The 13,686-nt window shown below is 52.3% G+C and carries 10 protein-coding genes; 7 read left to right on the top strand and 3 right to left on the bottom strand.

Features of this window, described 5'->3' with window-relative positions; genetic code table 11:
- Positions 1-223: 223 nt before the first annotated feature.
- Both KGA88_RS30255 and KGA88_RS30250 read left to right on the top strand, forming a co-directional pair.
- Positions 224-1,702 (top strand): hypothetical protein, encoded by a 1,479-nt coding sequence (locus KGA88_RS30255; protein WP_223596392.1) that lies wholly within the window; start codon positions 224-226, stop codon positions 1,700-1,702.
- Between the two features lie 83 nt (positions 1,703-1,785).
- A complete protein-coding gene (locus KGA88_RS30250; protein WP_223596390.1) occupies positions 1,786-2,370 on the top strand; it encodes a hypothetical protein in 585 nt (194 codons plus the stop codon).
- A gap of 494 nt (positions 2,371-2,864) precedes the next feature.
- On the opposite strand, the gene KGA88_RS30245 is transcribed toward KGA88_RS30250, so the two are convergent.
- Positions 2,865-5,246 carry a S8 family peptidase gene (locus tag KGA88_RS30245; RefSeq protein WP_223596388.1) on the bottom strand — a complete coding sequence of 794 codons (2,382 nt, stop codon included), beginning with the start codon at positions 5,244-5,246 and terminating at the stop codon, positions 2,865-2,867.
- Between the two features lies 1 nt (position 5,247).
- Complete coding sequence (locus tag KGA88_RS31625) at positions 5,248-6,420, bottom strand: AAA family ATPase (RefSeq protein WP_223596386.1); 1,173 nt, start codon at positions 6,418-6,420, stop codon at positions 5,248-5,250.
- A 625-nt stretch (positions 6,421-7,045) separates the two neighbouring features.
- Here KGA88_RS31625 and KGA88_RS30235 point away from each other — a divergent pair.
- The gene (locus tag KGA88_RS30235; protein WP_223596384.1) at positions 7,046-7,357 is read left to right on the top strand and encodes a DUF3077 domain-containing protein; all 312 of its coding nucleotides are present in this window, start codon (positions 7,046-7,048) and stop codon (positions 7,355-7,357) included.
- A 323-nt stretch (positions 7,358-7,680) separates the two neighbouring features.
- On the opposite strand, the gene KGA88_RS30230 is transcribed toward KGA88_RS30235, so the two are convergent.
- Positions 7,681-7,941 (bottom strand): DUF6429 family protein, encoded by a 261-nt coding sequence (locus KGA88_RS30230; RefSeq protein ID WP_223596382.1) that lies wholly within the window; start codon positions 7,939-7,941, stop codon positions 7,681-7,683.
- 628 nt (positions 7,942-8,569) lie between these two features.
- Between KGA88_RS30230 and KGA88_RS30225 the strand changes: the two genes are divergently transcribed.
- The 4 genes from KGA88_RS30225 to KGA88_RS30210 all read left to right on the top strand — a co-directional run.
- Positions 8,570-9,046 carry a formate dehydrogenase subunit gamma gene (locus KGA88_RS30225; RefSeq protein ID WP_103394280.1) on the top strand — a complete coding sequence of 159 codons (477 nt, stop codon included), beginning with the start codon at positions 8,570-8,572 and terminating at the stop codon, positions 9,044-9,046.
- Positions 9,046-10,602, top strand: a complete 1,557-nt coding sequence (locus KGA88_RS30220; protein WP_223596380.1) for a formate dehydrogenase beta subunit — start codon at positions 9,046-9,048, stop codon at positions 10,600-10,602. The genes KGA88_RS30225 and KGA88_RS30220 overlap by 1 nt, the downstream gene beginning before the upstream one ends.
- Complete coding sequence (gene fdhF / locus KGA88_RS30215) at positions 10,599-13,475, top strand: formate dehydrogenase subunit alpha (RefSeq protein WP_223596378.1); 2,877 nt, start codon at positions 10,599-10,601, stop codon at positions 13,473-13,475. The genes KGA88_RS30220 and fdhF overlap by 4 nt, the downstream gene beginning before the upstream one ends.
- Positions 13,472-13,686 (top strand): formate dehydrogenase subunit delta (locus KGA88_RS30210; protein WP_223596376.1); only part of this gene is annotated, 215 nt, incomplete at its 3' end. The genes fdhF and KGA88_RS30210, both read left to right, overlap by 4 nt.

Here is a 13,686-nt window from a genome sequence, read left to right as displayed (position 1 = left end):
GAGTTGGGGAGGTTGGTGGGTGAGTTTGCTGGTATTCAGACGATGGCGCAGCTTGATGCCCCGCTCGTTGCGCTCAAGGATTATCTGAAAGACATTCAATGAACGAAGGTCAGCCAAAAAAGCGGTAGCGCCCGGTAGGCGAACCGCCGCCGGCCATCTCGTCTTAACCAATAAAAATCTGTTCCATTACCCAAATTTCCCCACTAGCTAACTACGATAAAAAGTGATTGAAGATATGTATGAGGAATGGAAAAAAGAACTGCTGGAGGCAAAGAAGCGTTCTGGCAAGCAATCAAATATTCGCGCTTTCAAAGGGCTTCATAGAGAGCAGCTTGAGAGAGCATCTTATTTTTCAGAATTGTCTGGCGTAATTAACAGATTAGGTCTCTCAAACCCACATGAAAGGTCCGCCTTAAGCATTGAGCCTACGCATCCAGTCCAACAGCAGCACTTGGACAAGGCTTTTGACAATCTGAATATAACCCCGCTCCTTCGGCAGACACACGGAAAAAGTAAACTTTCTTTGATATCATTGGAAATGCTGCGCCGATACGCTCCAGGCTCCGATGCACAAAAAATAATAAATGCGGGATTTAATTCACCCCTATATCTGCTCGACCCGCTGTATGGATTCATTCATCTCCCCCAAAATAAAAAAATCAGCAACCATTGCCTAGCAATCGACATATGGTCCGCGCACCTTAAATCAATGCCAACTCAATTATCTAAAGAACTATGGGAAAGGCGAGCTGACAATATGCTATCGGGAGGCGCACTCGCGGGAAGGTATCTGTTCAAGAGTTTGATACCAAAGGAGAATGACTCCCTAAAATTTTCATCGCCTCCTGTGTTGCAGGCAGGCTCAGAAGCCGAGCTTATAGATATACTAAAGGAAATAAGAAGCAGTGCTGATAGTGTGCCAGGTGTAGAAATTTGGCTCAGGGGCCAGAGTCGAGATTATTTGACCCCGGATCGTTCTGCTTTAACTGGTTTGGGTATTGCCCCGTACTCAAATGTAAGGGACTCTGATTTCACGCCATCTCTGTATAGAAAATACGATGATTTTTTGGGAAGCACAGATAAGTACGAAGATTTGGTGCTTGAGCTTGCCGAATGGGTTCATTATGCAAATCAAATCATATCGTTTAACGGTTCAAGCGCTATCAAAAGTCAGGTTGCCGGTGTGGCAACTATTAACCATCGGGGTTTAGAGTCCTATCAGAAAGGTTTGCTTCTACAGCAATATGGAGCGCCATCTGCATATTTAGACATCACAAGCGACTATACTGTTGCCGCCTGGTTTGCAACCAGAAAATGTACTTTTAGTGAAGGAAAAATGGTCTACAAGGAACATTTGTGGCACGGGAAGCCCCCAGAAGAATGGCCCACTATTTACATTTTCCCCTTGATTAAAGGCCTGCACCCATTCCTTGATCTAAATTCAATTATTGCTGATAGTAAAGCGACAAGACCAGAAAGACAGAAATGTGGATTGCTAGGAGGTGCTGGAAATTTAGCACGAAATTACTGCGCTAGATATTTGGGCATGAAAATCAGGCTAAGCCCTGACTTTAAGCTTTCTAATGCTTATGATGCGAGTTTTTTATTTCCATCGGCGTCGCAAGATACCGTCCTGCAACAGCTGAAAGAAACTAGTTTAAAAAACAAAAATCGAAATTTTATTTTATCAGAACTTGCTTAAGTTTTATTTAACATGGCGCCAGCCCTACCTTATGCCGCCACTTCTTATCAGCAATACAGAATGATATTCATAGGGGAGGAATAATGCAATTTGCAGTGGCACTCATAGAGTACTTGATATCTGGAATCATCGCATCTGTATGGGTTGCGGCGATCATCATGAACTACATCAAACTCCCATTGGACAGCATCAAAGATTACAAGGAGATATTCGTTATAGTCTACTTCCCGATTGCCTACATCCTTGGCATATACGTAGATACGACCTCGTCGTTCTTGATAAGGCGATTCAAGGAACTGGGGTACATGGTCGGGTCATTTAAGCCGTGCTCAAGAGTTATAACATTTCTTTTACCAGCTTATGAATTCTTCGTAGGCAAGGCGAAGACGGACTCGTACGAACGAAGCGCAGAAGTGCTTGCACGCTCAATCCCGGACGCGGTTAGAACAATGGAGGCGTATGTAAGTAGAGATCGGATTGCACGTGGAGCAGCACTGAATGCATTTGCAGGTGCTATTACTGCTTTTGCTTATGCGCCACCTGAAATTATGGTTCCAGTATCTACCGGCTGCTTATTGATGCTGGCGTATTCTTTGCTTATGTATAAAAGATTGCGACGCCTTTCATCTCGTTTCAAAAAAGTGGTAATTTCTAAAATAAAACAATAACCATGCACCGAAAGTACATTATCAATCTCACGACTCTTTTAAGGCCGCCCCCTCGACCTGGTTTAAAAAGAGGACTAAAAAGCAAAAAATTGGACGGAAATATAAACCCGTCCTTTTTTACTCGAAGGACTTCACGCCAAATCTCAGAAAAGACAATTATCTCTCGTATGAGCGGAAAGGTAGATCCTCTGCTACTGCCTGCCCCGGAGTGCAAAGCCATTGCCAAGCTTGCTGTTCTGTCAAACTCCCTTCACAAATCCGAAGTAAAACTTCACCTATATCACCACTTTCAACCACGCTAAGCCTTCCGCAGGGTATGACTGCTTGGGGGTACGCTCGGATCAATTCCTGGGTGACAAAGTGTCACGCAGAACGAACTTTTAAACCGGTGAAAAATGGGACTGAAAAAGGGGACAGAATTATTTTCAAGAAAATAAATCTGTCCCCTTTTTGGTCCGAGAGCAATATGTTACCTCCTAGATATATCCATCTATTTAGCGGCGGACCCTTGGTCGCACGGAGGATCGAATATCTGACAAAGTTGCTCCAGAAGCTTGCAACTGAAGTTTCATATTGTTAAATATTGGCAATTTTTTACCAGGATCAGAAATTGTTAGGATAACGCAGAATGGGACTCCCTCCTGAGGAAACTCAAACTCGCTCCTCGTTAAGGGCTGCAAAACTAGGCGCCACTGAGAACTTGCTCCCACGTTATCAAAAGTGTCAATCAACCGTTTTGTTGGCCACCACTTAGAACCATGTTCAACTAGTTCTTTCTCAAAAAACTTTCCACATTCGTTTTTAAGATGCCCCTTGAAACTAGTTTTTTTGGTTCTCTTATTGAATTCTGCTTGACGTAGAAAAGCGTCAATATTCAACCGAACAAATTCAGCCGACTGATCGCGATCCACTGGCGGTCTGTGCACCACAGTCATTTTCACATCTCCGCTGCATCCACCATTTTCATTGACCAAATCTGCAGGCCAAGCAAAATTAAACTCCAATTGCTTCTGCTTATACATGACACCACTAAAAACCAATGTTATTTCATAGTCATCACTTAGCATAGTTTGGCTAGACAAGCTTGGTATACCTACCCCTACAAAATCCCTATAAATCTTACTCAACTCAGGTGCAAGCAAATATGACGGCACTTTTGCATGATGTAGCAAAAGTGCTATTAGAGTTTCTCGAGAAACATCCCCCTCAATAGACTTATGAATATTAGCCAATGTTTTGGCCACCAGCGGCGATGCATAGCTAGTCCCACAACTATGAACGCAACTTCCATCAACAGCCAAGGATCTTAAACCCGTCAACCTTGAAGCCGCGCCACCTATATGCGCGACATCAGGCTTCATACCAAATGAGGGCCCTGGCCCTCTCCGAGTGTAAACTGATGGAAAAACATTGGTTTTATTATCCGGGGGATTCAGTGCACCAACAACTACTGAACGTATGCTATCTGCAGGTTGAAATATCCGATCTAAACCTTGGTTTTTGTAACTAGCTAACATCGCCAAATTATCAACAGGATCTGTAGTCCACTCATCTCGAAACAGATTTTGATCCAAGTTCCCAGTAGGCAGAACAAAAACGATGTCATGCTTGTCAGCAATGCTATCTATAATATTTGCAAACATACTATATGAAGAGTCCTGAATACAGGTAACCACAGCAAGACTCATATTAAATACTCTTACACCCTTTTCTTTAGCCGCAATAACTTCCAAATCTAACTGCTCAAGAAAATCAATGAAGCCGTTCGGGTAGTACGAACCATAATTTGCTGTATTTGTAGGGTGTAGATCAAGATCATAAAACTTGCACGCACCTTCCTGTAGTTCCTGATAGCTATTTAAACTATCACCGCCAGAAATCAGACCAGCAATAAATGTTCCATGCGCGTAATCTTGGTTAAATTCAAACTCTAAATAGTCAGCACCGCCCGCACGCCACCCTTCCAACTGTTTTAAATTACCGGCTCCAGTGTCTATAATCCCGACTATAGGATAGTCAATATCTGCATCAGGTTCTTTAATTACATCCAATTCCGCTGATTGCGCAGCGGAAACTGAAGCTTGAAGTACAGGAGGTAGAATTATCGACTTCACCACCTCCTGCTGCTCAAGGCAATTCAGCAAACCTCGATGAGCATCCGGTGAGGTTGGAGTCTCGCGAGGTCTAGCCATATAACACAAAGAGCTAATCAAATCACTTTCAATTTCTATTATTTCAAACCCGTCAATATGTCGAACAGCGGAAACAAAATTAATTTTTGAACTTGCTTCGGCCTTAGAGTACTTAGAATAATCATTACCCAAGAAGGTTTCGATATAATAAACCCCACCAGTCCGAGGATCCTTCAGCCATCTCAATGCATCTTCTAGCGAAAACTTTCGCTTATCATGCGCAGAATAATGCCGAATCGACTTAATAGCGCCTATTTCACTTCTAACTCGAGATGGCTTAGCAACCTCTTTATTATTTTTTTGTACATAATTCGTTTTTTCTTCAGCACTAGAAATTACGCCACCAATACTCTCTATATCAGACCTTTTAACTCCAATCACTATCGAACCCAGTGAAATCCCAGCCTTAACCACTACCTCCCCAGGCTTAAAAACTCTTTTAATTGGCCTGTGCGACTTCGCCCAAGCTAAAGACTGTAATTCGACCTGAGCATAAATTAGCTCATCAGATCCACCAGCCATCTGAGAAAGCTCTTTTAATTCTTGTAGAAGCTGGGTCTTGTGCTCAACAAATTCAATATCCCGTCCAGCGTAGAAATCCTTGTCACCACCGCCTCCTTGCCGACTATACAGAGTCACATAGTTCTGCGTATTCAACACTACTTGAACGGGATTATTTTTCATATTATACCCTAACTTCCTTTTTCTTTATCCATCGACTTATCGTGGACTGGCTTCTACCAAACAAGGCCGCCAACTGTTCTTGGTTAAAACTTTCTTGATTCTGTTCAAACAATTCACGAGCCAGAAACTCAGGTTCCATCTGGCTAACCTTCCGATTTTCTGCCTCATCGACCTTAGCACTCAGCATAGTATGATTTTTGATTGCAGACAAAAAATCGTACTCGTCTTTTTTTAATGCCTTATGCCTTTTGATAAACTGTGACAACTGGACAATCTCAGCCCCACTCTCGCCAGCTGTCAACCAAGCAAGAAACTTTAGCTGCACTTCATCTTCAATATAATCAAAATATTTCTTTATTATTACCGACCTTGCCTTTATATTCGGCCGAGGAACCTCGACTCGAATTTCAAACCTACGCCAAATTGCGGGATCTAATAAACCTTGATGATTTGTTATTGCAATGGTAAAGCCCGATTTTGAGCGTGAGTCAATACATTGAAGCAATGTATTGACCACCCTCTTAATCTCACCCAATTCATGTGGATCATCCCGGAGTTTTGCAATTGCATCAAATTCATCAAGAAGCAAAATACATTTATATCTATTTGCAAAATCGAATAAATTTGCAATATTACGCGCAGTCGTACCCAAAAATGATGAAATTATCCCATCAAGCTTTGCTACCACAACGGGAAGCCCTAGCTCTTTTGCAATATATTCCGCCAGCATAGTTTTGCCAGTACCTGGATCCCCGTACAACATTACGGAAAGCGCGGGCTCAACTCCAGCACTTCTAAGCACTTCAACATTTTTCCACTCCTCTAGTATTGAACTTAAACTTCCTTGCAGTTCCTTATTAAAGATTGGAGCAGGCGTGTCTTTAACTATCTTCACTTCCGCGAGTTTCGCCGCGGTTTCTTTATCCACGGGACATTGGACGCTTTCAGTTAACTCCTCGCCAAAAGTTAACTGTCTTGATAGCACAACCCGGGATGGAGCCATGCTAGGAAGCAAGCTAACGGAGTCGGAAACCTTTTTTAGGGACGCGGCTTCATTTTTAGACCCCTCTCGCTCCAGAGCCTTGCGCAGTCTCTCAATGTGAGCCCGCACAGCCGGGTTCGCGACCTGGGCTGCCGACCGGCATAATCCGAGTACGATATTGAAATGTTCCACGATCCACCTCTGCTGAGAAAACGACTAGAGGATAGATGAAATCTCTGACTTCATGAATAACACATGATGAAATTTAGCTTTTCATCCAGGTTTAGCGCATAAAATTTTAAATTTATGAATTTTTACAGATCAACGGCATCTGCATCTGATGACAAATCAACTGTGGATCTGCTATCGAAACCGTTTCTGACGCGATCGACCTCTCCTTGGGCGCCAAATCAAAAAGGCCGTGCTTAGCAGGACCGCATTTCGATGGTTGCAGCGATGGTGTCCACAAGATACCCTCCCACCGTCGCTGCCAATTCAGCGACCGGGTGTGAGAGCCCGAAACAATCAAGGCGCAAAGCGCCCCAAAACCTGTCGTGGCGTTTTTTTTCGTCTGCGATATGGCTTTATGGCGGCTGTGCGTGGGAGACCTTCGGGTCTACCGGTTGCCTTGATTGCCGGTTTCTCACCCCGCGCACGGCTGTCACCCAAGCCCGTGAGAAGGCTCGTGGCAGCTCCTCAAATCAAGGATGTTGACCATGACCAAGATAAATCCGTTTGAAATTTGGCCTTCCCCTCTACGCAATTCCCTATCGCGTAACGCCCTCCCCCATTGCCTCTCCAACCTCGGAGGTGGCCAATGACCGAACAACCTGAACTCAAAACTATCGGCCTGACACCCGCGATCTACTGCGCGGATCAAGCGCTGTTTCATGTCACTCGCGGCGTTCCTCTTGGTGATGCGCTGTCCATGGCTTCGGATTTTTTGTTCCTGGCCAAGGCACTCACTGAAGATGCTGCTTATGCCAGAGACACTGACCGTCACGCATGGGCTGCGCATTATCTGACTTCGATGAGCAAGGCGTTGGTGGATGATGCGGTGAAGGTGCTTACTCGGGATCGGGAGATTGGGTCGATGGCTACGCGGGCGGGGGCGAAGGCTGAAGCTTAGTGATTTAGGCCTCTGGGGTGTGGTGGCTTGTGAAGGTGGCAGCTGATTCAGCATTTATGTTGGCTGGGCTGGCGCCTTCGCGGGCAAGCCCGCTCCCACAGGGATTGCGGTGAGCTGACAGGCACTATTTGGCCTGAGTGGGTGAGTGTGATTGCGGTACACCTTCAGCATTGATGCTAGCTGGGCTGGCGCTTTCGCGAGCAGGCTCGCTCCTACAGGGGTTTAGATTCTGGTGCCACTGTGAGCACGCAAACAAATGGGGACCGGGTAGTTTATGGATTTAATTTCGAGATCAATCCAACCATCGTGACCGCAGTCTGAAGTCAGGTATCAGAGTTGGACCCAAGTTCGCCTTGCGTTTTCACACCGAACAACTGGTCGGCTATCCGCCGACCGCGCTCCAACCCTTCCTCCGTTAACCAAATTGATTTGTTCCTGTTCACCGGGTCACTGATGAAACCATGTTCATGCAATCGGTTCATGACCTCGAAGTCGAACCCTTTCCAGGCGTTGCCGCTGTCGGAACTGAAGGTTGCCAACAGGGCAAGCACGGCGCCTTCAATGAGTTTTTCGTCGTACTCCATGATCATTGCTCCGCTCATATTCAATAGCTATCGTCGGGTCTGTGATAGGCGTTCCATTCCGCCTCTGACTTCCATAAAAAACATAAGAATAGTGCGTTCAACCAGGTGGCGCCGGTGAGTCGTCCCACGGTTTATAGCCAACTATTCTACTGAGCAGGTATCGCCAGGTAACTGATTCAGCATTGATGGTGTCTGGGCTGGCGCATTCGCGAGCAGGCTCGCTCCCACAGGGGATACGTCAACGCATCTGCTCCTTAAAATTGCCCACGGTTCTGATGCTTCTTCTCTCCTGCAATGCTTGCTATACATCAGCCATCGACAGGCCTCCTGGCATTAGGCCGGTGTGTGAACGCCCCACGCGGCACTCATCTAGACTTAATGGATAGTCGTAGGCAGAACCGAGCACGTCGCTTTGGTGCAGGTCGATCAACAGCCGCGTGGCAAGCTGCCTTTTATGCCCTGAAAGATGTGCGACAGAGATCGCATCGGGCACAACAAGATGCCCGCCAAGGGTGCCCTGGCCACCGGCCTGAAATCCACGATACCGTGACGTGGTGTGAGTGCCGCAGCCGACACTTTCGGACGACCGACGACCTTCTGGTTTGTCCGTGACCGTGAGGATTGCTGAATGCCTGATGAGATGTTGCACCTGCCTGTGGTCAACAGTCTGCTGGAGCGCCATAAGGGCACCCCGGGTGCGCTGTTGCCCATTCTTCATGATATTCAGGAGCGCATCGGTTACGTCCCCGATGCCGCCGTCCCCGAGATTGCCCATGCCCTCAACCTGAGCCAGGCCGAGGTGCGTGGGGTGATCAGTTTTTACCATGACTTCCGTACCGCGCCGCCTGCGCGGCATATCCTGCGGCTGTGCCGGGCTGAGTCGTGCCAGAGTCGTGGTGCCGAGCAGCTTGCCGCGCAGTTGCGCGAGCGGCTGCAACTGGATGATCACGGCAGCAGTGCCGATGGCAGCATCAGTTTGCGTCCGGTTTATTGCCTGGGTGCGTGTGCCTGTTCGCCGGCACTGGAGCTGGATGGCCGGGTGCATGCGCGGCTTAGCGCAGAGCGGCTGGATGCGTTGCTCGATGCTTGTCGGGAGGACGCGTGATGCCGGCTTTCTATCTGCCCCGTGACTCGCTGGCCCGTGCCGTAGGCGCCGAAGAGATTGCGGCAGCCCTTATCATCCATGGCCGGGGCCGCGTTATGTCTGAGTTGCAACGCACCAGTTCGCGCGGCCTGTATTGGCTGGAACCATTGCTGGAAGTGGACACGCCGCAAGGCCGTTTCGGCTTCGGCCCACTGACTGCTGACGATGTACCGTCAGTGCTCGAAGCCTTGAAAGGCGATCCGTCTGCCCATCCGTTGGCGCTGGGCCTGGTGGAAGAGTTGCCCTATCTGAAGACGCAACAACGCCTGCTGTTTGCCCGCGCCGGCATCACCCGGCCGCTGTACATCGACGATTATCTGGATCATGGCGGTTTCGAGGGTTTGAAAAGAGCCATTGCCCTAGGTGGCGAACAGACTGCGACTGAGGTATTCGATTCGGGCCTGCGTGGCCGTGGCGGCGCGGCCTTCCCTGCCGGGATCAAATGGCGCACGGTGCGCGCTACCGAAGCTGCGCAAAAGTACATCGTATGCAACGCCGACGAAGGCGACTCCGGCACCTTTGCCGACCGCATGCTGATGGAAGGCGACCCTTTCCTGCTGATCGAAGGCATGGCCATTGCCGGCATTACCGTCGGCGCCACCTTCGGCTACATCTATGTGCGCTCGGAGTATCCGGATGCCGTGGCCACGCTGCGTGCAGCGTTGAACATAGCCCGAACCGCCGGTTACCTCGGCGCCAATGTCGGCGGCAGCGGCCTGGCCTTCGATATGGAAGTACGCGTCGGTGCCGGTGCCTACATCTGCGGTGAAGAAACCGCGCTGCTGGACTCCCTCGAAGGCAAGCGCGGGATCGTTCGCGCCAAGCCGCCGATTCCGGCGTTGCAGGGGTTGTTCGGCCTACCGACCTTGGTGCACAACGTGCTGACCCTGGCCTCGGTGCCGCTGATTCTGGCCAAGGGTGCGCAGTTCTATCGCGATTACGGCATGGGCCGTTCCTTGGGCACCATGCCCTTCCAGTTGGCGGGCAATGTTCGTCGCGGCGGTCTGGTGGAACGGGCTTTTGGCCTGACCTTGCGGGAGCTGGTGGAAGACTACGGCGGCGGGACCGCCAGTGGCCGGCCGCTGAAGGCTGTGCAGGTGGGCGGCCCGTTGGGTGCGTGGGTTCCGCCCTCGCAATTCGACACGCCGCTGGATTACGAAGCCTTCACCGCCATCGGCGCGATGCTCGGTCACGGTGGTGTGGTGGTGGCTGACGACACCCTCGACATGGCCCACATGGCACGCTTCGCCATGCAGTTCTGCGCCGAGGAATCCTGTGGCAAATGCACGCCGTGCCGCATCGGCTCGACCCGTGGCGTCGAAGTGATCGACCGCTTGCTGGCCGCGCCTGACCAGAACAGCCGCGATGCGCAGGTGATCATCCTCAAGGACCTGTGCGACACCCTGCAATACGGTTCGCTGTGCGCGTTGGGCGGCATGACGTCTTATCCCGTGGCCAGCGCTCTCAAGCACTTCCCCGCTGACTTCGGTCTGCAAGCCTCGGAGGCCGAGCAATGATCACTCTCTTCGACCCGAACACCGATATCGATCTGGGCACGCCGGCCCGCGACAGCCAGGTGCAAGTCACCCTGAACATCGACGGCCGCAGCATCAGCGTGCCCGAAGGCACTTCGGTGATGCGCGCCGCCGCGCTGCTCGGCACCACCATTCCAAAACTCTGTGCCACCGACAGCCTGGAGGCCTTCGGCTCCTGCCGCATGTGCCTGGTGGAGATCGACGGCATGCGCGGTTATCCGGCGTCCTGCACCACGCCGGTCACGGAAGGCATGAGCGTGCACACCCAGACGCCCAAGCTCGCGACGCTGCGGCGTAACGTCATGGAGTTGTACATCTCCGATCACCCGCTGGACTGCCTGACCTGCTCGGCCAACGGCAACTGCGAGCTGCAAACCGTGGCCGGTCAGGTCGGCCTGCGGGAGGTGCGTTACGGCTATGAAGGCGACAACCATCTGGCCGATGTGAAGGACACGTCCAACCCCTATTTCGATTACGACCCGAGCAAGTGCATCGTCTGCAACCGCTGCGTGCGTGCGTGCGAGGAAACCCAGGGCACCTTTGCCCTGACCATTACCGGGCGCGGTTTTGAATCCCGGGTCTCGGCCGCTGGTGGGGATAACTTCCTAGACTCGGAATGCGTGTCCTGCGGCGCCTGTGTGCAGGCCTGCCCTACCGCGACCCTGATGGAAAAAAGCGTGGTCGAACTGGGCCAGCCCGAACGCAGCGTGATCACCACCTGTGCCTATTGCGGGGTGGGTTGCTCGTTCCGCGCCGAGATGAAGGGCGACAAACTGGTGCGCATGGTTCCGGACAAGAATGGCCAGGCCAACCACGGCCACTCCTGCGTCAAGGGGCGCTTTGCCTGGGGTTATGCGACCCACCCGGATCGCATCACCAAGCCGATGATCCGCAAGCACATCAGCGACCCGTGGCAGGAAGTCAGCTGGGATGAAGCGGTGACTTACGCCGCCAGCGAATTCCGTCGACTGCAGCAGAAATATGGCCGCGATTCCATCGGCGGCATCACCTCCAGCCGCTGCACCAACGAAGAAACCTATCTGGTGCAGAAACTGGTGCGCGCCGCCTTCGGCAACAACAACGTCGACACCTGTGCGCGGGTCTGCCACTCGCCGACCGGTTATGGCCTGAAACAAACCCTGGGCGAGTCTGCCGGCACCCAGAGTTTCGATTCGGTGATGCAGGCCGACGTGATCCTGGTGATGGGCGCCAACCCTAGCGACGCTCACCCGGTGTTCGCCTCCCAGCTCAAACGCCGTTTGCGTGAAGGTGCGCGGCTGATTGTCATCGATCCGCGACGCATCGATCTGGTGGATACGGTGCATGCCCGCGCCGAGTATCACCTGGCCCTGCGCCCCGGTACCAACGTCGCCATGCTCAACGCACTGGCCCATGTGATCGTGACTGAAGGACTGCTCAACCAGGACTTTATCGATGCCCGTTGCGAACCTGGTGATTTCGCCCAGTGGAGCGAGTTCGTCAGCCGCGCGGAAAATTCGCCGGAAGCCCTCGGCCCAATCTGCGGTGTACCCGCTACCGATATCCGTGCCGCTGCGCGTTTGTATGCCACTGGCGGCAACGCGGCGATCTATTACGGCCTTGGCGTCACCGAACACAGCCAGGGCAGCACCTCGGTGATGGGTATCGCCAACCTGGCCATGGTCACCGGCAACATCGGTCGCGAAGGCGTGGGCGTGAACCCGTTGCGCGGGCAGAACAACGTGCAGGGTTCCTGTGACATGGGCTCCTTTCCTCACGAGTTGCCCGGTTACCGGCACATCTCCAACGAGGTGGTACGGGCGCAGTTCGAACAGGCGTGGAACGTCACCCTGCAACCCGATCCGGGCCTGCGCATCCCCAACATGTTCGAGTCGGCCCTGGCCGGCACTTTCAAGGGCCTGTATTGCCAGGGCGAAGACATCGCCCAGAGCGATCCGAATACCCAGCACGTCACCGCGGCCTTGTCGGCCATGGAGTGCGTGGTGGTGCAGGATATTTTCCTCAACGAAACCGCCAAGTTCGCCCACGTGTTCCTGCCGGGCAGTTCGTTCCTGGAAAAGGACGGCACCTTCACCAACGCCGAACGACGCATCTCCCGGGTGCGCAAGGTCATGGATCCGCTGGGCGGCAAGGCTGACTGGGAAGGCACGGTGGCCCTGGCCAATGCCTTGGGTTACCCGATGAATTACCAGCATCCATCGCAAATCATGGATGAGATCGCCAGCCTGACGCCCACCTTCACCAACGTCAGCTACGCCGAACTGGACCGCCACGGCAGCCTGCAATGGCCGTGCAACGCGGCGGCACCGGACGGCACGCCGACCATGCACATCGAGGAGTTCGTGCGCGGCAAGGGACGCTTCATGCTCACCGGCTACGTGCCCACTGAGGAAAAGGTCAACGCTCGCTATCCGCTGCTGCTGACCACCGGGCGCATTCTCAGCCAGTACAACGTCGGCGCGCAGACCCGGCGCACCGAAAACGTCGCCTGGCATGACGAAGACCGTCTGGAAATCCACCCGACGGACGCAGAGAGCCGTGGCATCAACGAAGGTGACTGGGTCGGCATCGGCAGCCGCGCCGGGCAGACCGTGCTGCGGGCGCAGATCACCGAACGGGTCGCCCCGGGCGTGGTGTACACCACCTTCCACTTCCCGGAGTCGGGCGCCAACGTGATTACCACCGACAACTCCGACTGGGCCACCAACTGTCCGGAGTACAAGGTCACGGCCGTGGAAGTCAGCCGCGTTTATCACCCTTCGGAGTGGCAGAAGCGCTTCCAGGAATTCAGCGATGAACAGCATCGTCTGCTCAAGGACCGGGGCCGTGGCGCCAAAGCGGAGGTACGCCGATGAGCACCGACAACCTGATCAAGATGGCCAACCAGATCGGCCAGTACTTTGCCACCCAACCGGACCAGGAACAGGCGGTGCTGGGCGTGCGCAATCATTTGCAGATGTACTGGGCGCCGAGCATGCGCAAGGAGTTGTTGGCCTGGCAGACGGAGCATAAAGGGGCGGATCTGCACCCGCTGGTGCAGGCGGCGGTGAGTGGGGCGGGTTGGGA

Source organism: Pseudomonas sp. A-R-19 (genome assembly GCF_019956575.1).
In the GTDB taxonomy this organism is placed as follows: domain Bacteria; phylum Pseudomonadota; class Gammaproteobacteria; order Pseudomonadales; family Pseudomonadaceae; genus Aquipseudomonas.
The sequence above is the reverse complement of the archived record's forward strand: the minus strand, read 5'-3'. Positions and strand labels throughout refer to the sequence as shown.